We start from the raw sequence: 23508 nt of genomic DNA, 5'->3' as shown, positions 1-23508 counted from the left end.
AACAAACGATTGCGGCCAGAAACCGCAACCACGCTTTACTCCCGAAACACAATGACAACGATTACTGAAAACAAGATGGTCGCGTTCAACGAAGAAGGATTTCGCCAGCTCCTTGGCTCACTCAACGAGCCTGCCTGGCTAACAGAACTTCGTGAATCTGCCTGGAAAACTTTCAACGAACTTCCATGGCCGAACAACCGCGACGAAGAATGGATGCGAACTGACATCCGCATGTTCAAGTTGGAAAAATTCGCTCTTAAAGAGGGATCTTCTACCGAAGGACTTCCGAAACTTGTCCTTAGTGAAGGTGTCGATCTTGCCGGCAGCGTCAGCTCAATCGATGGCTATCCTGCGGCGGCAACCGAACTGGCTCAGGAGTACAAAGATAAGGGCGTCATCTTTGGAACGATCGCAGATTGCATCGAAGAACACGGCGACCTGATCAAGAAGTATTTGTTCCAGTCAGTCGATCCGGCGTTCGATCGTTTTTCCGCTCTGCACGCCGCCATGTTTTCAGGAGGAGTCTTCCTCTACGTTCCACGGAATGTGATCCTCGACAAACCAGTTCACGTCAGCTCGCAAATCACCGAAGGTGGCAGCGACCTGCGCCACACGCTGATCGTTCTTGAAGAGGGCGCCGAAGCCACGGTTCTTGCAGAATCAAACAGCGCCGCCGACACCAACGGAATGCACTGCGGCGGCATCGAACTGTTCGTTGCTGATCGTGCGAATCTTCGCTACGTGAACTTGCAGGATTGGGGTCAGAAAGTCTGGCACTTCGCTCACCAAAAAGGCGTCGTCGGCCGTGACTCAAACCTTCAATGGACTGTTGGAGCTCTCGGATCTCGCTTGGCAAAAGTGAATCAACACGTGGCACTTCGTGGCGATCGAGCGAACGTTCAAGTCAACGGTGCGATGTTCACCGAGAACAAGCAGCACCTCAGCTACCACACACTTCAGCATCACGAAAAGCCCGCTTGCACGAGCGACTTTCTTTACAAAGCTGCCCTTCAGGATTCGTCGCGAACTGTCTGGCGCGGGATGATCAAAGTCGACGTCGACGCCCAGCAAACCGACGGCTACCAGCGCAACGACAACCTGTTGCTTTCTGACAAAGCACGCGCCGATTCAATTCCGGGCCTCGAGATCGAAGCCGATGACGTGGCTTGTACACACGGTTCGACATCGGGAAGAGTCGATGAAGAGTTGATCTTCTACGCTCAGTGCCGTGGTTACACTCGCAAGGAAGCTATCCGTGCAGTTGTGACCGGGTTCTTTCAGCAGGTGTTCGATCGCATCACCATCGAGAGCGTTCGTGAGGCGCTTGCATTGGCCATCGCTCGTCGCGTCCGCGACTACGAATAGCAGAACGCAGGTGGCTCGCGCCTGTGAATCTGAATCAGATATCGCTTTAGCAACATTCACAGGCTTGGATTGCACGCGCCATGCACGCACTGCTAATTAGCGAATACGGGGCACTCAACGGTGGCGAGTTCTCTTTTCTTGCCGCGCTTCCGAAACTGCAAGATGCCGGATTTGAATTCACGGCGGCACTGCCGCGCGAGTTTGATTTCGCTGCGTTGCTAACAAAAAACAACGTTCGCGTAAAACATTTTTCGTTTCACATGGCGGACAAAACACGCAAGCCTCAACAACTAATACGTGTTGAACTTGCGCATTTGATCCGTGACCTTGCCCCGGACATCGTTCACGCCAACAGTCTGGCTGCGGGACGCATTCTTGGCCCCGTCACAGCCAAACTGAACACGATAGGGTTGGGCTACCTCCGCGACATCATCAAGCTCAGCCGAAAGGCAACCGACGACGTCAGCCAGCTCGATCAGATCGTCGCCGTTTCCCATGCCACCGCGGACTTCCATGTTGCCGCTGGAATGCCGGCTGAACGAATTGAGGTTATCCACAACGGCGTCGACTTGCAGCGATTTCGTCCCGACTGGATTGACGGCACGAAGCGTGCAAACTCCGACAGGAAAGTCTGCTTGTGCATCGGACAGATTGGACGGCGGAAAGGCGTCGACCTAACGTTGAGAACGCTGGCCGCTGCATTCCAACACGCTCCCAAATCCGAAGTTTGGATCGTTGGGGAACGGCATTCGCAAAAACAGGAAGCCGTCGAGTACGAGCAAGAACTGCATCGATTCGCGGAAGAAAATTTTGAGCCGGGCTCCGTCAAATGGCTTGGCCGACGTACGGACATTCCCGAGTTAATGAGACGAGCCGACGTTCTCATTCATGCCGCCCGACAGGAACCTTTGGGGCGAGTGTTGCTTGAATCAGCAGCCAGTGGACTTCCAATCGTGACGACCGATATTGGTGGAACGCCGGAGATTCTTCAGGGAATGCACGAACTGATGTTTCCGCCAGCCGAATTTGAACGCGCGGCACCAACGATCGTCGAACTGCTTTCGAAGGACGATCGACGAGTTGAAGTTTCAAAAGCACTTCGACAGATCGCCGAGCAAAACTTTTCGGCCGAGCGAGCAGGCGACGATCTCGCTCGGTGCTACCGACATGCAGTTGGGCTATCGGCGAGTTAGTGAACCCTGCTCATCGGCGTGTTACCGAACCCCGCCCTGTCTATCGACGTGTTGTCGAACCCGGGGCGCCGAATCGCGATGCGGCCGAAGGCTGTGGAGTTGCACCACCTCCGAACGTTCCAGCTCCGCCGCCTTTGAATCTGTTAAAAGTTGTCGCATCACCAGTTGAGTCTGCCGGTGGCGATGCAGTGTCGGAAAATGGATTGCTCACTTTGGGAGCTGAGGTTGCAGGCGAGGCAGGTGGCGTTGTCGAACCTGGCGAAAAACCGCTGCCGCTCGCAGGCGCAGCCGCCGGCTGAGTGCTCTTCGGAAACGCTCCGGCTCCACCAAATCTCCCGCTCGCAGAAGCAGCATCTTGACGCCCAGCCGGTGCACTACGCTGTTCAACGGGACGAGGCGCAGTACTTGCCGACTGTCCAAAAGTGGAGTCATCCTGACCGCGAGCACCAAGTCGTTGCCGCCCACCGCCCATGGCTGTCCGATCCTGCCCTGGCGTTGCCCGAGACGCGTTTCCAGAGTAGCCGGGTGAATTTCCGGCCTGTTCGGTCTGCTGCATTGGCAGTTCGGCCTGAACTGTTGCAGGATCAAATTTTGCCGCCGCCGCTGACTCTTTGGTTGGGCCGTAGTCAAATTTTTGTTGTTTCTCGGCAGGCGGCGACGTTGGTTGGCTGATGCTGGCTTGGGAAAACGGTGACTTCTTCACAGCCGGAGGAGCAGTCGGAGTCGTATTCTGAAGCTGATATGCCGACTTACCTTCGACGCTTGGCTCGCGAGCAGATTTCTCTGTCGCAACCTGCCGCATCTTCGGCTTCGCCACACTGGCCATCGGATCAACGTCTTCTTCCGGAGTCTGCTTTTTGGTTTTGGCAAGCGTCGGCTCGACTGACTTGCGTCCGATCAAAACCGAAGCCAGACGTTTTGGCTGATAAATATCCTGCCGAACTGACAACACATAATCCGTTATCGCCCGGTTGTATCCTGTAACCGTCCCAAGGAAATCCTCCTCGTTTTTCGACTTGATACGTGCAGCCTCAAGCACGTTCGCGACCGGTGAGTTTCCAGTGGACATGGCCTGTTTGGCTTGCTCAGCCGCGCGGCCGGCCGCAGAAACCGCGTCAGCACTATTGGCGATCAGTTGACGAGCCTTTGGGAGAATTTCGTCGATCGAGTTGAAGCGAACGGGCACGATACCGCGACTTTGATACTTCTTCAAATTTGTATTCAGCTTTCCCACCCAGGGAACATCCGCCGGAAGCACAGGAATGCTGTTTCCATTCTTGTCGCGAAAATTCGGAAGGTAGTCACCAAGAATCGACTGCGATTTTGCCAACTGAATTTCTGTAAGCAAAATACGATTCCTTGCAGCCTGCTGTGCCGCGGCGAGAACCGATTGATCCGTCGGTTGCCGAGGGCTCGCAATAGAATCCAACCATCGTGATTGCTCGATCGCCAGTTGATGATTGGCCATGTCGCTAAACGTGATCCAATATTGATTGATGGCGTCCTTGCGCGAACCTCGAATTGGTTGAGCAAGGAATTCGTGCAACTTGACTTGCTTTCCCGGAAGCTTCAACTTGGAACTGGACTCCACCCACGCAGTCAACAACTGTTTCGCCGCATTGGAACCGGACACGGCTTTCGATGTCGAAGCCGGACGGGCATTCGCGGCCGCATTTCGTTGCATGCCATTGTTCTGCATCATCGTCGGCAAGACCGCGGTCCGGTCTGCTGGAGGACGTTGAGTTTGCGAAGATCCAAGAGTCGAGAATCCGTTTCGCCGCTGAATCGCCGGTGGTTGTGTTGCAGCAGAAGCCTGTGTAGGTGCCAACCGCGAAGGTTCGCGACGTTGGGAAGGCGACGGGCTTAGTGGTTGAGATCTTTGTCTCGGCTGCCCTGTCGATGGCGGGAAGGTTGACCGCGCTTGAGCCGCCGGCGCACCGAAGCGATTTGATGGCGTTTCAGTTTGACCAAAACTGTTTTCAGGTGTCGGATTGAAACGGCTCCCGCCAGTGGAAGCCGGGCGGCTTGAAGGGATGAATCCGCCATCCTGAAAGGTAACCTGGGCGACCTTCGACTTGGATTCCTGTTGAGCAACCGCCGGGTTCTCTGTAGCTGATTCTGATGCGGCAGACCCTAATCGACGCGTTGATTTTGGGAAGTCACCCACGACAATCGGAGCGGGCTGACTGTCGTTTGCTTCCTCGTCTGGTTCCGGCCGGTCGCTTGGACGAAGCGTATTTCCGGTGAACGGCTTGAGCTGCCGCACGTTTCCTGACTGGGAACTTGGCGGCTGGCTGAACATTTTTCGGCCGTCCTGAGAATACGTGCCGATCGCTCTGGCCCCATTCAACTGCGGCTTGCCGGCTCCATTTGAGCCAACGTTCGACGAACCAGCCGTGGACGGCGTCGTGTTTCCGAACGTTCCGAACTGCGACTTTGGCAGCGTTGTTTCAGGACCAGTAAACGCTTCTTGCGGAGAAACGACAGGACCTTTGCTGGACGCGTCTGCAGCGTCTTCAAAGATTGAAAACCCTTTGTCTTGGGCAAGCGTCGGCCCTACATTCAAGACAACGCAACTGCACGCCAGTACAGCGGTGAATGAGCGCAACAGCAAATCTGAAATTCGAGCTTCTCGTTTCGACATTTGAGCATCCTTGCCAAGTCAAAATGGGTGTTGACCATCCGAACTGGTGCGGGTGGATGGTCAGGGAATCAGCAATTTGTTCCGTTTGCCAATTCGAGTCAATGTTGATGTGCCAAAGTGCTATCAGTGAACAACCAATTTCGAAACACTTTCGAATCCGGGAGCGGAATTAGCTGGACGATCGCTTCGCGGAACTTGTCAAACAGACCGCTTGCTCCACGCAACAAGGCCCAATCTCAAACGAATGGGATCGGATGAATTCTTTGCCAACTGCCAATACGAATCACAGTACTTCAGGCACAGCATGAGTTCTTTGTTTGTCTGTGCCGCCATGCGATGGAATCGATCTACGCCTCAATGCCATTGCCCTCAAACCCAAGCAAAGCCGTTAGAGGCACTATTGCTCAAGTTGGCACCTGCTTCTACGCAAGCACCAACCGGGCCGATTTTCAACTGCGACTGTCTCGCTGCAAAGCAGCAAAATCAAGAACTGCGTCGGCGTCTCAGCGTTATTCCACAAACTACCAACGCCGCCAACGCAAGACTGGATGGTTCTGGTACCGCGCTAACGGTAATGGAGCCATTGTTCACATCAACCACCGGGCTTGTTCCAGGCCCCGGATTGGAAGTTCCATTGATTACAAACTTGTCGTCACGAATGACCGTCAAGTCAAATACGGTTCCGCTTGGAACTGAATTTCCGACGGCAAACTCCATTGTAAACAACAAGGTCGGAGAACTATCCAGAAGAACGCCAGTGGCCAACGAGACGTCATTCACGATGAGGTCTTCTTGAAGGTTTTCAGCAGCGTTGAAGAACAAACCAGTTCCGAATGGCTCAGCCGAAACGACGTCAATCAGAGTTAAACCGGTCGGCGCAATATTGGGAAATCCGTCGTTCCCAATATCAAATGGCGTATCAAAACTCGTTAAGTTTTCGTCACCGGTCGCAGTGACCTGCACCAGTGCATTAGTACCAGCATCGACAGTAACATTGCCGACATGGACGATAATTTCAGCCGACGCTGTATTGCTCCAAAGCACCAGAGAAAAAGCGACAGCCAGTAGAATTGAATAGTTTTTCATGATGTCATACCTAATTTTAAATTGAAGATCTGAATATGTCTAAATGTGTTTGACCACTTTGAAATACGACGGAGGTGTTGCTGTTGAACGACTAGCGAATCCAGTCGAAATCCTCAAGCATGCTTGAGGTGGTGTCACGGTCAGCGAACACTTCATCCACGGCAGTCACCTTCTTCTGAACGATCGCAGAATCTCTCTCCGTCGAAGCGGTAACGACTGCATCGGAGGAGGTTGACTGTGCTCCAGACAGCAACATTTTGCTAATACTTTCTACAAGCATCTGAGCGGATCGTTTACTTGCAGTCTTGTCAGTTTCTTGGGGCATCGTTTCAGGCGATCCGATGAAGCTTGCCATTGATGGTGCTGCTGGTGGAACCAAGACATCGTTCAAACGTTCATTGATCGCAAGAATATCCGCTGTTTGAATCCGGAAATTACCATCAACGTTCGCACGGAATGAGTAGTTCGGTGAACCGATAGAAGCGTTAATTCTTCCTGAGGTCACCAAATCAAGTAAGTCAGCAGTCTGAACGCGAAGTGCCCCACTTTCGACAACGTCGCCAGGCAATGCCCGGAACGTGTAGGCCAAGTCCGTCCCTGTTCGTGCTCCACCATCAAACGTGATCCCCGAAGCATTGACGTTCAACTCAATGATCGCTGGATCCAGCACGCTTGACAGAGCCAATCGGACTGCATTGCTTCCTTCCAAGGTGAATCCGGTGATCGTCGGAATGACACCGTCGACAGGTGAGCCACCGATGATTTTCTGCCCGGGAATGCTGTTTCCGCCGTCACCGATACTTGGGCTAACTACAAAATCGCCAAGATCGAGAGAGGCAATATCGATCGAACTGTCAAATGTGACGACAAGTTCATCAACATTAATCCAAGGAATGGTTTCAAGCTGGTCGGCCCGTCCGGTTAGCTCATAGCCAAACGTTGAGCCATCGTCGGAACCATCAACCTGATCACGGAACTCAGCGTCCCATTGACCGCTTGCGACGCCACCGCTGGCCGGCAAAGAGTTGTTTACATAGATCCCATCGACTGCCGGAGCTACATCGTCGTCCGCAATGATGATCGTTGCCGAATCGCAGTCGCCAGTATCGCTGACCTGTACATCGAATGGAATGCCAGAGAAAGCAGTCGTCGATTCAGATGTTTCATCCAACGTTACGATGACTGATTCTGGCCCTTCAACATCTAAATCAAATTCAGGTGTGATGTTGATGGTGTTGTCAGTCACACCTGGAGCGAAGAAGACTGTCGTTGGAAGCGAATCATAATCAACTCCGTTGACCGCTGTTCCTCCAAAGGCTTCGAATCCAACAGTAATGTTGTACGAAACGGGAGCTGGAGTACCCAGCGGATTGCTTGAAGTAACAGATCCCGGAACCACCAAGCGGACAGTAAACTGACCAATCTCGGCTGGGTCGCCCAGTGCCGTTTCGCTCGCCGTCCCATCAAGAACCTTGATAATGATTTGGGCAGTGTCGTTGTCCGTAATGTCTGTCGATCCACCGAGGGTCGAGCCCAAAGTGATACTTGGGTCCCCCATGGCAACCGGATCGCCTGCTGAACCGTCGAGAGTCAAAACTACGTCTTCGGTCAGCTCAACAACCAAGTCATCTTCGACACGGATTTGAACGTCAACTGAACTGACACCTGCCGGAATCGTGAACGAATCTCCAGTAACCTCGGAGTAGTTTCCAAATCCGTCGTCGATCCAGATTGAGTAGTCCTGAGTCTGGTGAGGAGCAGCTCCTGCGACTCGAAGCGCGACACCAGCTGTCGAGAAGTCAACGACGGTCGGTGTGCTGCTGCTGGTCGCACCGTTGAGTGCCAACGTGTAAGAAGCCACACCACTTGGTTCCGCGATCGGATCCGGTCCAACCTCTGTCAACGTGACAGTGGCACTGTCGTTGTCAAGGATTGCAATCGAGTCGGTGTCGTTTCCGGTGTCGATCGTGATCTGTGGATCACCCGCGGTGATGCCAGTGAGCATGACTTCCACAATCTCATCAGCTTCAACAATGCCGTCGTCAACGATGCCAGTGACGTCAATCACGGCCGTTGTGCTACCAGCCAGAATCGTGACTGTACCGCTGAGCGTCGTGTAATCCACTCCGCCATCGCTGGCTGTGGAGCCGACCGTCACGCTGTAAGTCAGATCCGTATCAGTACTGCTAACGGCTGTTTGCGTCACAGTGAACTGACCAGGAACTGAGCCCGTTTCGTCAGCGTCAGTCGTTCCGGAGATCGAAACGGTGGCGCTGTCATCGTCAAGGATTGCAATCGAGTCGGTGTCGTTTCCGGTGTCGATCGTGATCTGTGGATCACCCGCGGTGATGCCAGTGAGCATGACTTCCACAATCTCATCAGCTTCAACAATGCCGTCGTCAACGATGCCAGTGACGTCAATCACGGCCGTTGTGCTACCAGCCAGAATCGTGACTGTACCGCTGAGCGTCGTGTAATCCACTCCGCCATCGCTGGCTGTGGAGCCGACCGTCACGCTGTAAGTCAGATCCGTATCAGTACTGCTAACGGCTGTTTGCGTCACAGTGAACTGACCAGGAACTGAGCCCGTTTCGTCAGCGTCAGTCGTTCCGGAGATCGAAACGGTGGCGCTGTCATCGTCAAGGATTGCAATCGAGTCGGTGTCGTTTCCGGTGTCGATCGTGATCTGTGGATCACCCGCGGTGATGCCAGTGAGCATGACTTCCACAATCTCATCAGCTTCAACAATGCCGTCGTCAACGATGCCAGTGACGTCAATCACGGCCGTTGTGCTACCAGCCAGAATCGTGACTGTACCGCTGAGCGTCGTGTAATCCACTCCGCCATCGCTGGCTGTGGAGCCGACCGTCACGCTGTAAGTCAGATCCGTATCAGTACTGCTAACGGCTGTTTGCGTCACAGTGAACTGACCAGGAACTGAGCCCGTTTCGTCAGCGTCAGTCGTTCCGGAGATCGAAACGGTGGCGCTGTCATCGTCAAGGATTGCAATCGAGTCGGTATCGTTTCCGGTGTCGATCGTGATCTGTGGATCACCCGCGGTGATGCCAGTGAGCATGACTTCCACAATCTCATCAGCTTCAACAATGCCGTCGTCAACGATGCCAGTGACGTCAATCACGGCCGTTGTGCTACCAGCCAGAATCGTGACTGTACCGCTGAGCGTCGTGTAATCCACTCCGCCATCGCTGGCTGTGGAGCCGACCGTCACGCTGTAAGTCAGATCCGTATCAGTACTGCTAACGGCTGTTTGCGTCACAGTGAACTGACCAGGAACTGAGCCCGTTTCGTCAGCGTCAGTCGTTCCGGAGATCGAAACGGTGGCGCTGTCATCGTCAAGGATTGCAATCGAGTCGGTATCGTTTCCGGTGTCGATCGTGATCTGTGGATCACCCGCGGTGATGCCAGTGAGCATGACTTCCACAATCTCATCAGCTTCAACAATGCCGTCGTCAACGATGCCAGTGACGTCAATCACGGCCGTTGTGCTACCAGCCAGAATCGTGACTGTACCGCTGAGCGTCGTGTAATCCACTCCGCCATCGCTGGCTGTGGAGCCGACCGTCACGCTGTAAGTCAGATCCGCATCAGTACTGCTAACGGCTGTTTGCGTCACAGTGAACTGACCAGGAACTGAGCCCGTTTCGTCAGCGTCAGTCGTTCCGGAGATCGAAACGGTGGCGCTGTCATCGTCAAGGATTGTGACATCGCCGGCAACATAAGTTACCTGGCTGTCAGCGAAGCCGCCGAATCCTGCTTCAGTGTTGTCGAAGTCAACGTCAACAGTTTCATCGGCTTCAACGACGACGTCAGAAGTTGGCGTAATCGTCAGCGTTCGAGTTTCACCATCTCCATCACCCGGATTGAAGGTTATCGACTGGGTTGAGTAATCGAAGTCTCCTGGCGATGTCGCACCCGGTGTTGCAGTACCGTCACCGTCATCAACCACATCAGCCGTGATCGAAATCGGCGACTGAATTCCAAACGGAGTGATCATGCCAGTAGCCAAAGTAGCTGTTCCGCCAGGACCATCACCAAAGGTGTTGAGCACAACATCAAAGGTCTGAGCTCCGCTCTCTTCAGTGACTGTCTGCATTGGGATCACCGACACAGTCGCCGTTTCGTTGTCGCCAATGACGTGGTCTGTGTCCTTGTTTGTGCCATTGATTCCGTCAGCATCGCCAACTTCGAAGACGTTGCCTTCGCCGTTGATGTCGATCGTCAGGCTTTCATCACCTTCGAGAATGGCATCGTTGATGACGTTGAGAACAGGATCAAGACCGCTGACTGAGACCAACTCACCGTTGAGATCGTACAGAGTCAGATCAAAGCCCATACCCGCCGAGTAGTCACCATCTGGCACATAGAATGTGATCGGACCAGATGCACTATCGCCGAAGATGTAATCAACGTTGCGAATGGCTGTTCCACCTACGATCTGCAGTGTGATCGTTCGATCAGCAGCAATCGTGTCGGTTAAATCGCCGCGAACAAGCAGGATTGGTCCAGGTCCGCCGGTTCCATCTTCCGACTTGATACTTTCATCAACTTCAAACTCGATCAAAGCATCATCGTTGTTGATCGTTCCAATACCGACATCATCGGTAATTTCAACCTGAGCCGCACCTGGTCCAGCGTCCGCATTCGGTCCACCAGTCAACGGATTCGAATCGCCAGGATCCAGAGCATAGGTTGGATTACTAAGCACAACTTTGAAATCTTCATCAGGCTCAACATCGGTATCACCATTGATGGTGACGTCGATTTCAGCCGTCAGCTGACCCGCTGGAATGGTTACGGTGCCAGAACCGGCAACGTAGTCACTGCCAGCCATTGCGGTGTCATCCATGGTCATCCAGTCAACCGTGATGTCTTGGTCCGACAGTTTGTCGATTGAGACGGTGAACGTCGCGACGGATGTTCCAGAATCGCCTTCCTGGACCAAGATGTCATCAATGGTAACGTTAGCAGTGTCATCATTGAGGATAGTCACGGTTCCGGTATCAGTAACGCTGATATCGGCGTTGTCAGGATTCGGAGTACCGGTGCCGACAGAAGTATCCACGTTTGTAAGCGAGACCGTAAACGTTTCATTAGCTTCTACCAGCATGTCAATCCCGATCGGAATCGTGATCGTTTGGGTTTCACCCATGCCACCAGCGAAGCTGAGCGTGCCACCCGTCGAAATGTAGTCACCAGGTGAAACTGCAGAACCGTCGGTCAGTACGTAGTCAACATTGAAACCGCCTTCGACTGGATTGTCCAAAGTCACAGTTACCTCAACGGTACCCAGATCTTCGTTGACACTAACATCACCTACCGTCAAGTCAGCCGTGTCAGTGTTGGTGATCGTACCTGTAGCGGTGTCCGTGGCATCAATGTCTGCGTTGTCCGCAGGTGGTGTGCCCGGTGTTCCACCCGAAGTACTCAAGGAGGTATCAACGTTGCTCAGGGAGAGCGTGAACGTTTCATCACCTTCCACGATCATGTCATCTTCGATGTTGATCGTGATCGCCTGAGTCTCACCCGCTGTACCAGCGAACGTGATCGTTCCTGATGGCAATCCGGATGGATCGAAGTCAGCGTTCTCGGTGCTCACATTGGCTGTTGACCAGTCAACATCGAAGCCGCCTTCAACTGGATTATCAAGTGTCACGGTGAACGTCATCGTGCCGTTCTCTTCATCTTCGGTCACGTCAGTAACCGTCAAGTCAGCCGTGTCAGTGTTGGTGATCGTACCTGTAGCGGTGTCCGTGGCATCAATGTCTGCGTTGTCCGCAGGTGGTGTGCCCGGTGTTCCACCCGAAGTACTCAAGGAGGTATCAACGTTGCTCAGGGAGAGCGTGAACGTTTCATCACCTTCCACGATCATGTCATCTTCGATGTTGATCGTGATCGCCTGAGTCTCACCCGCTGTACCAGCGAACGTGATCGTTCCTGATGGCAATCCGGATGGATCGAAGTCAGCGTTCTCGGTGCTCACATTGGCTGTTGACCAGTCAACATCGAAGCCGCCTTCAACTGGATTATCAAGTGTCACGGTGAACGTCATCGTGCCGTTCTCTTCATCTTCGGTCACGTCAGTAACCGTCAAGTCAGCCGTGTCAGTGTTGGTGATCGTACCTGTAGCGGTGTCCGTGGCATCAATGTCTGCGTTGTCCGCAGGTGGTGTGCCCGGTGTTCCACCCGAAGTACTCAAGGAGGTATCAACGTTGCTCAGGGAGAGCGTGAACGTTTCATCACCTTCCACGATCATGTCATCTTCGATGTTGATCGTGATCGCCTGAGTCTCACCCGCTGTACCAGCGAACGTGATCGTTCCTGATGGCAATCCGGATGGATCGAAGTCAGCGTTCTCGGTGCTCACATTGGCTGTTGACCAGTCAACATCGAAGCCGCCTTCAACTGGATTATCAAGTGTCACGGTGAACGTCATCGTGCCGTTCTCTTCATCTTCGGTCACGTCAGTAACCGTCAAGTCAGCCGTGTCAGTGTTGGTGATCGTACCTGTAGCGGTGTCCGTGGCATCAATGTCTGCGTTGTCCGCAGGTGGTGTGCCCGGTGTTCCACCCGAAGTACTCAAGGAGGTATCAACGTTGCTCAGGGAGAGCGTGAACGTTTCATCACCTTCCACGATCATGTCATCTTCGATGTTGATCGTGATCGCCTGAGTCTCACCCGCTGTACCAGCGAACGTGATCGTTCCTGATGGCAATCCGGATGGATCGAAGTCAGCGTTCTCGGTGCTCACATTGGCTGTTGACCAGTCAACATCGAAGCCGCCTTCAACTGGATTATCAAGTGTCACGGTGAACGTCATCGTGCCGTTCTCTTCATCTTCGGTCACGTCAGTAACCGTCAAGTCAGCCGTGTCAGTGTTGGTGATCGTACCTGTAGCGGTGTCCGTGGCATCAATGTCTGCGTTGTCCGCAGGTGGTGTGCCCGGTGTTCCACCCGAAGTACTCAAGGAGGTATCAACGTTGCTCAGGGAGAGCGTGAACGTTTCATCACCTTCCACGATCATGTCATCTTCGATGTTGATCGTGATCGCCTGAGTCTCACCCGCTGTACCAGCGAACGTGATCGTTCCTGATGGCAATCCGGATGGATCGAAGTCAGCGTTCTCGGTGCTCACATTGGCTGTTGACCAGTCAACATCGAAGCCGCCTTCAACTGGATTATCAAGTGTCACGGTGAACGTCATCGTGCCGTTCTCTTCATCTTCGGTCACGTCAGTAACCGTCAAGTCAGCCGTGTCAGTGTTGGTGATCGTACCTGTAGCGGTGTCCGTGGCATCAATGTCTGCGTTGTCCGCAGGTGGTGTGCCCGGTGTTCCACCCGAAGTACTCAAGGAGGTATCAACGTTGCTCAGGGAGAGCGTGAACGTTTCATCACCTTCCACGATCATGTCATCTTCGATGTTGATCGTGATCGCCTGAGTCTCACCCGCTGTACCAGCGAACGTGATCGTTCCTGATGGCAATCCGGATGGATCGAAGTCAGCGTTCTCGGTGCTCACATTGGCTGTTGACCAGTCAACATCGAAGCCGCCTTCAACTGGATTATCAAGTGTCACGGTGAACGTCATCGTGCCGTTCTCTTCATCTTCGGTCACGTCAGTAACCGTCAAGTCAGCCGTGTCAGTGTTGGTGATCGTACCTGTAGCGGTGTCCGTGGCATCAATGTCTGCGTTGTCCGCAGGTGGTGTGCCCGGTGTTCCACCCGAAGTACTCAAGGAGGTATCAACGTTGCTCAGGGAGAGCGTGAACGTTTCATCACCTTCCACGATCATGTCATCTTCGATGTTGATCGTGATCGCCTGAGTCTCACCCGCTGTACCAGCGAACGTGATCGTTCCTGATGGCAATCCGGATGGATCGAAGTCAGCGTTCTCGGTGCTCACATTGGCTGTTGACCAGTCAACATCGAAGCCGCCTTCAACTGGATTATCAAGTGTCACGGTGAACGTCATCGTGCCGTTCTCTTCATCTTCGGTCACGTCAGTAACCGTCAAGTCAGCCGTGTCAGTGTTGGTGATCGTACCTGTAGCGGTGTCCGTGGCATCAATCAGGCTTGCTGGTGAAACACTCACCGGGACGACGTTGCCAAGGTTTACGGTAAACGTCTCATCGCCTTCAACAATCATGTCATCATTGATGCCAATAGTGAACGTTTCCGTTTCACCTGCCGTACCCGCGAAATTCAAGGTACCGGTCAGAGCACCCGTGAAATCGGCTGCCTCGGTAGAAACGTCGGTCACGCTGTAATCAACCGAGAAGCCATCTTGAACATCTTTATCAAGCTCTACTGTGAACGTGATCATTCCGGTCTCTTCGTCTTCGGTCATGTCAACAACCGTCAAGACAGCCGAATCGTCATCGATGATGTCCAGCGAGGCTTCGTCAGTTGACGATATCGAAATGGCACCCGGATTAAGTGTTCCGGTTACGTCGGTGATGGAAGTCACTGTGGCAATGACCGTCTCGGTTCCTTCGACCACCATGTCATCTTTAACATCAACGGAAGCAATCTCTAACACGCTACCAGGTGAGAACGTGACATCCGACAGCGAGCTGTTGGCATAGTCATCACCACCTGGTGTTGGGACTCCATTGTTGGAAGCCGTACCGTTGTTGATGATGAGGCTGCCGAGTCCATCGGTCAGCGTCACGGTGATCGTGTTCTGACTTGGATTGGACAGAGAGATCTTGAATCGACCATCAATGATCGCTTCGTTGGTCAGATCGCCATCGTTGCCTTCCTGAGCATCATTGAGTTTCATGATCGAAACTTCAGTAGTGTCATTGTCCACGATTGTCGTCATAACAGTATTGGGTCCCGTCGCGGTAATCTCTGGAGTCGCAGAAACTCCATTGAATTGCGGATCGGAAATCGAAACCGTGAAATCTTCGTTTGGTTCAACGAAATTCGACAGGTGCTTGAGTGCTCCTGCACCTTGCTCGAAGCCGTCGTCCTCAAACGTATTGAGATCGATGGTCAACGTCGGTGCCGTTTGGACACTATCACCATAGAAGGTCACTTCGCCCGCACCGGCATCGAAGTCGAACGAGTCCGGATCCATCGGTGAAGTTCCGGCTGCCAGGTTGTAGGCATCCACTGCATCCTGAATTGCCATCGCCAGAGGGCTGGTCTCATCAAGCAGCTGAGCCCCAAGTATGTCCGCATCGGTGAATTCATCGAAGTCGTTCAACGAAGTTGGACCAAGCAATCCAAGTGCCATCGTTATCGACGCGTTGTCGCCCGACTGGACGGCCGCTGCTGAAGGCATGCCACTGGCACTTCCATTAAGCGTCAGCTCGTAGACGGCCGCATCGCCTTCATCAATCAACCCTGTTGTTGTTTCTGTTAACGTCCAGTTCGCCGAATCATTGTCAGTGATTTCCGTTGTGACAGTGATGTCTGGAACAACCGTTCCAGTTCCATCATCACCCGCCAATCGAACATCAGCACCTGTTGTGCTGCCAGGATTGTCGATCGTGATATCAACCGTTTCAGAACCTTCGACCAACGAGTCGTCCGTCGCTGTGACGTTGACGATCAAGTCAGGTGTCATCGCCGTGTCAGCACCGCCACCGACTCCATCGCTACCAGCAAGGTACGTCAGAACCACTGGAGCAGCTCCACCGGCAAACGTTGCTGCCAGAGAACCAGCTGTTGGATTGGCCGCATTCCAGGCTGTTACCGCATTCTGAATCGCTGTCACTGCGTTGTCGTAGTCAACGCCGTAAACCGTTGTGATGTCGGTGACCTGAACCTCAACCGAGGCTGTCTCACCAGCCTGGAAAAGGAATGGACCAGTGCCACTGCCGCTGGCAGTCAGGCTGAACGTATAAGCAACGCTGCCACCTTCAACAACTGGCGAAGTTGCCTGAGTCAGATTCCACTCGGCAAGATCATTGTCAGTGATTTCCGTTGTGACAGTGATGTCTGGAACAACCGTTCCAGTTCCATCATCACCCGCCAATCGAACATCAGCACCTGTTGTGCTGCCAGGATTGTCGATCGTGATATCAACCGTTTCAGAACCTTCGACCAACGAGTCGTCCGTCGCTGTGACGTTGACGATCAAGTCAGGTGTCATCGCCGTGTCAGCACCACCACCGACTCCATCGCTACCAGCAAGGTACGTCAGAACCACTGGAGCAGCTCCACCGGCAAACGTTGCTGCCAGAGAACCAGCTGTTGGATTGGCCGCATTCCAGGCTGTTACCGCATTCTGAATCGCTGTCACTGCGTTGTCGTAGTCAACGCCGTAAACCGTTGTGATGTCGGTGACCTGAACCTCAACCGAGGCTGTCTCACCAGCCTGGAAAAGGAATGGACCAGTGCCACTGCCGCTGGCAGTCAGGCTGAACGTATAAGCAACGCTGCCACCTTCAACAACTGGCGAAGTTGCCTGAGTCAGATTCCACTCGGCAAGATCATTGTCAGTGATTTCCGTTGTGACAGTGATGTCTGGAACAACCGTTCCAGTTCCATCATCACCCGCCAATCGAACATCAGCACCTGTTGTGCTGCCAGGATTGTCGATCGTGATATCAACCGTTTCAGAACCTTCGACCAACGAGTCGTCCGTCGCTGTGACGTTGACGATCAAGTCAGGTGTCATCGCCGTGTCAGCACCGCCACCGACTCCATCGCTACCAGCAAGGTACGTCAGAACCACTGGAGCAGCTCCACCGGCAAACGTTGCTGCCAGAGAACCAGCTGTTGGATTGGCCGCATTCCAGGCTGTTACCGCATTCTGAATCGCTGTCACTGCGTTGTCGTAGTCAACGCCGTAAACCGTTGTGATGTCGGTGACCTGAACCTCAACCGAGGCTGTCTCACCAGCCTGGAAAAGGAATGGACCAGTGCCACTGCCGCTGGCAGTCAGGCTGAACGTATAAGCAACGCTGCCACCTTCAACAACTGGCGAAGTTGCCTGAGTCAGATTCCACTCGGCAAGATCATTGTCAGTGATTTCCGTTGTGACAGTGATGTCTGGAACAACCGTTCCAGTTCCATCATCACCCGCCAATCGAACATCAGCACCTGTTGTGCTGCCAGGATTGTCGATCGTGATATCAACCGTTTCAGAACCTTCGACCAACGAGTCGTCCGTCGCTGTGACGTTGACGATCAAGTCAGGTGTCATCGCCGTGTCAGCACCGCCACCGACTCCATCGCTACCAGCAAGGTACGTCAGAACCACTGGAGCAGCTCCACCGGCAAACGTTGCTGCCAGAGAACCAGCTGTTGGATTGGCCGCATTCCAGGCTGTTACCGCATTCTGAATCGCTGTCACTGCGTTGTCGTAGTCAACGCCGTAAACCGTTGTGATGTCGGTGACCTGAACCTCAACCGAGGCTGTCTCACCAGCCTGGAAAAGGAATGGACCAGTGCCACTGCCGCTGGCAGTCAGGCTGAACGTATAAGCAACGCTGCCACCTTCAACAACTGGCGAAGTTGCCTGAGTCAGATTCCACTCGGCAAGATCATTGTCAGTGATTTCCGTTGTGACAGTGATGTCTGGAACAACCGTTCCAGTTCCATCATCACCCGCCAATCGAACATCAGCACCTGTTGTGCTGCCAGGATTGTCGATCGTGATATCAACCGTTTCAGAACCTTCGACCAACGAGTCGTCCGTCGCTGTGACGTTGACGATCAAGTCAGGTGTCATCGCCGTGTCAGCACCGCCACCGACTCCATCGCTACCAGCAAGGTACGTCAGAACCACTGGAGCAGCTCCACCGGCAAACGTTGCTGCCAGAGAACCAGCTGTTGGATTGGCCGCATTCCAGGCTGTTACCGCATTCTGAATCGCTGTCACTGCGTTGTCGTAGTCAACGCCGTAAACCGTTGTGATGTCGGTGACCTGAACCTCAACCGAGGCTGTCTCACCAGCCTGGAAAAGGAATGGACCAGTGCCACTGCCGCTGGCAGTCAGGCTGAACGTATAAGCAACGCTGCCACCTTCAACAACTGGCGAAGTTGCCTGAGTCAGATTCCACTCGGCAAGATCATTGTCAGTGATTTCCGTTGTGACAGTGATGTCTGGAACAACCGTTCCAGTTCCATCATCACCCGCCAATCGAACATCAGCACCTGTTGTGCTGCCAGGATTGTCGATCGTGATATCAACCGTTTCAGAACCTTCGACCAACGAGTCGTCCGTCGCTGTGACGTTGACGATCAAGTCAGGTGTCATCGCCGTGTCAGCACCGCCACCGACTCCATCGCTACCAGCAAGGTACGTCAGAACCACTGGAGCAGCTCCACCGGCAAACGTTGCTGCCAGAGAACCAGCTGTTGGATTGGCCGCATTCCAGGCTGTTACCGCATTCTGAATCGCTGTCACTGCGTTGTCGTAGTCAACGCCGTAAACCGTTGTGATGTCGGTGACCTGAACCTCAACCGAGGCTGTCTCACCAGCCTGGAAAAGGAATGGACCAGTGCCACTGCCGCTGGCAGTCAGGCTGAACGTATAAGCAACGCTGCCACCTTCAACAACTGGCGAAGTTGCCTGAGTCAGATTCCAAACTGCAACGTCGTTGTCTTCAATCGTGATGACACCATCGTCCGTTACCACCTGTGAGTTCAATGGGTTACTAGTCGAAAGGCCAGCGGTGCTACTGATATTGTCGACAACAAGATCGACAGTTTCTGTTCCTTCGACAACAGCGTCATCAACCGTCGGCATGGTGAATGCCAGCATCAGGCCAGACGGAGTGAAAACGGACGTGTCGTCGAGCGTGAAGGAAGTGGTCACGTAGGTAAAGTCATCAGGATTTACCGCATCACCTGTCCCGGCATCGGAAATGCTGAAACTGATCGTTGAACCAGGAGCAATTGTCGCGCTATTGTCCCAAACGCCGTTGTCTGAAGAAGTCTCGACAAGGACAGTTCCCATCACGGTCGTGCCTTCAGTAACCGTTGCGTCCTGAATAGTTACTCGCACGAAGTCGTCATCGACGATGTTATGAGTCGTTCCGTTTCGAGAGCTGGCGTCGCCATCCAGGTCAGTCGTTGGGCCATTTGTAAGTGCGATACCAATACCATCGAAATCAAAACTGAAATCTTCGATGCCTTCAATTAGAGTGTCCTGGTTAATTTCCAGCACAGGATCTGTGAAGCCAACGTCACCACTTTGCAAGCCAGCCGAATCGTACTCGGTTAGATCAAAACCTGTCGTTGTGCTGTAGTCACCAGCTGGAATCGTGAAACTGGCGTCGAGTGTGAAGTCATCAGCAAATCCTGGCGTTGCCGACCCAGGAGTAAGCGAAAATGTAACTGTACGATAGGCTGCAGGAATCCCGGTAAGATCTCCATTTACCAGGATGGTCGGCGTCGTGCCTCCCGTACCGCCTTCACCTTCAGCGCTTGAATCATCAGGCTCACCGCCATTCGCGAACTCAATTTCCGCCATGCCGGCGGTGAATAGCATCACATCGTTACCGTCGCCACCAACATAGGTGATAACAAGAGTCTGTCCGCCAAGAGCAATCGTCGCACCCTCTGGCAGGCCATCAAACTCTCCGGTCACGGCATCGACTCCATCATTGTCGATGATCGTGTAAACGCCATCAGACGGAAGCGGACCGGCGACCGATTGAGTCGGGTCCAGAGTGGCACTGCCCAGCGAGACTACACCTCCGCCTCCAAAGCTGGCTGCGACATTCGTCAGATCATGACCGCCAGCAACTCCGGCACCTGCGGTTCCGTCAACTTCGACAACGAACGTATCGCCAGATGTCAATGACAGGTCACCGACATTCATGACTCCAGGACTGTTGCCTGCCGACACGACGCCCTGCGCTGACGAACCCGTGCCTCCAATTGCTCCGTTGAGCTGCCCTTCAACAGTCAGGTTGCCGGTGACGGTACCGTTGTACAACTGAACATCACCGTCGACCAAACCGCTACCAGTCAAGACATCTGAGCCGCTCAAACGAACGGCGTTATCAGCTTCCAGTTCGCCGCCCGTTGCAACGGTTGTCTGTTCTCCGAGGCTCGCTGTGTTGGCATCTTTGAGCGTAACCTTGTTGGCTTCAGTTAGCAGGGTTCCTATATGAGCGAAACCAGCAAAACTACCACCTTCACCGATAACCAGATTGCCAATTGCCTTAACTGTCGATCCGTCGTCCAAACCAGAAAAATCGCCTTGGACTGTTCCTTCGAGCTCCAAGGTAATATCCGAATTGTTCGGAATTGTTACATCTTCAATGTAGATGTCTGAAAATACGCGAATAGTCTCGCCAGGACTGGACGCAACAATCGCTTCCTGAATCGTATCAAACGTGCCTATCAGCTCGTTACCGACGTTGAATTGCTGAACATTTTGATTCAAGTCGAGAACGACATCCGAGAAGCTCAAAATTTCAATGCTGGAGAGTGTGTCAGTGCCATCGTCGAGCCCCGTGCCGACGTTATCGTCAATGCTCGTGAAAGCGGTAACGCGACCTTTTGCGTCAGTCGTTTGACTAATCGTGTAGTCAGCACGAGGGCTAAATGGATAGAAAGAAGTGTCATCGCCATCGCCACCGTTAATGGTGTCATCGCCATCGGCGCCGAAGAAGACCGTATCTTCATCACCTCCAGTAAGCACGTTTGGCCCCGTAGTACCAGAAGTTCCCATGGCAATTAGAGCTGGATCCGGAGCACCAGTAAGGTCCATACCCGAAAGTTCTACATCGCCGCTACCGATGCCTTCGATTGCGACGCTTCGATTAAATACGACACTGTCGGCAGTGACCACTACGCCAGTAGCTACCAATCCTGCGACGTCGTCGTAGTTGTAGACTGCAAGTGGAGTTTTCTCGTAGCTGCCGGTGACCGTAACATCCGTCAGAATGACATTGCCAATCGAGCCGGTGTCAGAACGAAACTGAATTCCATTTTCAGCAGCTGGCGAACTGGTTCCATTAACCATGACCGTGTCCAACGTCACATCACCACCCGACCAGAAAATTAGATCGCCATCGCCCCCTGCACCAACGCCGTTTCCTTGGACAGTGCTGCTGGAGACGGAAACCGTCAAATTCGATGGAGTTGTTGGAGCGCCAAGACTCGTTCCGAATACGGCAATACCGTGAGTTGAGAAATCCTGTACCGTCACGTTGCCGACAACAAGCGATCCAACGAGTGCTGATCCAATGTCATCAGCGTAAATCCCCCGGACACCACCACCAGCACCGCTGATCAGGAAGCCATCAATGGTTACGACATCGAGAGCAGCAGAAGCAGTTAATTCAATGGCTGAGCCACCTGTTGGCTCGATGATGCTCGTCAGCCCGGTCCCTAGCAACGTTACTGGCTGACTGATTGTTACATTTTCAACAAACGTCCCGGCACCCACATTAATGGTGGCACCCGAAGCGGCGACATCCACGCCATCCTGAACTACACCATTGGCCGTCACATTGACAACAGCTGCGGTTCCAGTAACCGTTCCGCCGATGTCAGCATCAAGCGTGACTTCCTCAACGTTCAAGTTGACGTTCAGGCCGATCAAAGGCGAACCAATAGTAACTTTATCTGTTGCAACATTGCCGTTGAAGGAAATGTCAGTGATCCCAGCCAACGAGACAGTCGTATTCTCGAATGTCGAGGTTGTTAAAACAATATTCGCCCCCGAAGTTGTTACGGTCACATCATTGGCGACGGCTGGGAAATTAAATGCTAGAGTTCCACCGGCCGATGTATAAGCAATCGGCTCAAGCCCGGTGTAGGATATGGTGCCGGCACCTGGAACAACAATGTCGCCACTAGACGCATCGAGGTAGTTGAACACTGCGGCACCGGACGGAGCATTGATAACCTCCAGAGAATCGCCCAAGCCGGAAGTCGGATCCGCACCATCAAAGCTAATTAACTCCGTGATCGGCGTGGTCTGATCCACGATCAACTTATCCGCATCTGCCGAGCCTGTGATCGAGATCGATTCCATCAATGACAATGGGTACCGAAACTCCTCCGAGGAATTGATCTCCACCACCGCGTCAATACCGTTTGAACTGAGCGCCCAAGTATCGGCACTCGCATCGGGAGTTGGAGCAAGCCCTGCCAGGTTCGGGTCTTTTTCCTGCCAATAGCCACCATAGAAACTCGTGAAGAGTTTTCCGTTCATCGATGAATCAGTATTCGCGTCGAAAAATGTCTTTGCGGGAATCCACGAACCGCCGCTGAATACCTCAAACTTAACATTCGCGTTGAAATCCTGATCGGACTCACGGACCGCGAGAACGGCCCCCCCCTCCGTGTGCGGTCGACCGTGAACTGTATTTCCGGACGGAACGTCGTATCCCGCAGGCAGCGACGAACCGCTCAACACACTGCTGTCGGTTGCATCAGTAAAATCGATGACCATCCGCCCTGTGACCGACTGGACGGGAGCACTCGAGGTCGGCTTGAAAGGCACATCGTTACGTAGCCAAGTCGCCGTGTTTCCGCTTATCGTGAGATCACTTGCCGTGAAGGAAACCGGGCTCGCGGAACCGTCCATACCGAACTCCACACTGTAAAGCCCGTAGTACAACGTATCTACTTGATCCAACGCCTTAGCGTACTGATTTGCTGTGAGGTCATGCACGAAAGTTCTACCGCCCGAGTGGATCGTCGAGCCGGCCGTCCCCGTGTTGTCAACTCCGCCCAAAGCCGGAAACACCGGCAAGTCGACTGCCAGCAATTGCCGTGGCTCAAGGTTCTCGTATGTGTTTCCAGTTTCCGCTTTCGCTTTTGAGCGAGCGTTCTTGCGGCGTTGACGACGACGCTTTCGGCTGCTGCCGAGCATGCCATCGCGATTCACAGCGACGCGAATCGGGCGAGTTGGAGGAGTCGCGAACATGCTCACGAACAAGCTGGTCATCGTTGCCCAAACTACCGAAAGGCCTGACCGAAGCATTGGCACAAAACTGAATGCCTTGCGGATCGCTGCACGGAAACGTGCAAACCGATCCTGCTGTTCACGCTGACGTTCCGTGTATCGTTTCATCCATTTCGCATTGTTGCGATTGGCTCGCAGGATAGCTGCCTGAGCTCGCCTGACGTTGCGAGATACAGACGAAAATACAGAGCGATTATTGCGACGAAACATATTGGAACTCCGGAAGTGGAATGCGTTTGTTGCCTGGATTGTTCAGTTGCCTGAGCTCAAACCAACAACTCGCGGCATGCATCAGATGTGAAAACGAGATGTTC

General features: G+C 53.4%; 5 protein-coding genes. 2 read left to right on the top strand and 3 right to left on the bottom strand.

The features are described from left to right. Positions 1–51 precede the first annotated feature (51 nt). Both sufD and MFFC18_RS03360 read left to right on the top strand, forming a co-directional pair. The gene (sufD, locus tag MFFC18_RS03365) at positions 52–1365 is read left to right on the top strand and encodes a Fe-S cluster assembly protein SufD (protein WP_075085213.1); all 1314 of its coding nucleotides are present in this window, start codon (positions 52–54) and stop codon (positions 1363–1365) included. A gap of 80 nt (positions 1366–1445) precedes the next feature. Further along, the gene (locus tag MFFC18_RS03360; protein WP_075085214.1) at positions 1446–2558 is read left to right on the top strand and encodes a glycosyltransferase family 4 protein; all 1113 of its coding nucleotides are present in this window, start codon (positions 1446–1448) and stop codon (positions 2556–2558) included. A 40-nt stretch (positions 2559–2598) separates the two neighbouring features. On the opposite strand, the gene MFFC18_RS03355 is transcribed toward MFFC18_RS03360, so the two are convergent. The 3 genes from MFFC18_RS03355 to MFFC18_RS03345 form a co-directional block, all read right to left on the bottom strand. Next, complete coding sequence (locus tag MFFC18_RS03355; RefSeq protein WP_075085215.1) at positions 2599–5202, bottom strand: hypothetical protein; 2604 nt, start codon at positions 5200–5202, stop codon at positions 2599–2601. Between the two features lie 483 nt (positions 5203–5685). Further along, entirely contained in the window at positions 5686–6288 is a 603-nt protein-coding gene (locus MFFC18_RS03350) for a PEP-CTERM sorting domain-containing protein (protein WP_075085216.1), read from the bottom strand. Between the two features lie 91 nt (positions 6289–6379). Continuing rightward, a complete protein-coding gene (locus MFFC18_RS03345) occupies positions 6380–23404 on the bottom strand; it encodes a Calx-beta domain-containing protein (RefSeq protein WP_148618612.1) in 17025 nt (5674 codons plus the stop codon). Positions 23405–23508: the final 104 nt, after the last annotated feature.

Source organism: Mariniblastus fucicola (assembly GCF_008087665.1).
Classification (GTDB): Bacteria; Planctomycetota; Planctomycetia; order Pirellulales; family Pirellulaceae; genus Mariniblastus; species Mariniblastus fucicola.
Note: the sequence above shows the minus strand (reverse complement) of the source record. Positions and strands in the feature narration are given on the sequence as shown.

Bases quoted from the DNA above. Each gene is read 5' to 3' on its own strand.
- sufD (WP_075085213.1), top strand. From the start codon at position 52: ATGACAACGATTACTGAAAACAAGATGGTCGCGTTCAACGAAGAAGGA.
- MFFC18_RS03360 (WP_075085214.1), top strand. From the start codon at position 1,446: ATGCACGCACTGCTAATTAGCGAATACGGGGCACTCAACGGTGGCGAG.
- MFFC18_RS03355 (WP_075085215.1), bottom strand. From the start codon at position 5,202: ATGTCGAAACGAGAAGCTCGAATTTCAGATTTGCTGTTGCGCTCATTC.
- MFFC18_RS03350 (WP_075085216.1), bottom strand. From the start codon at position 6,288: ATGAAAAACTATTCAATTCTACTGGCTGTCGCTTTTTCTCTGGTGCTT.
- MFFC18_RS03345 (WP_148618612.1), bottom strand. From the start codon at position 23,404: ATGTTTCGTCGCAATAATCGCTCTGTATTTTCGTCTGTATCTCGCAAC.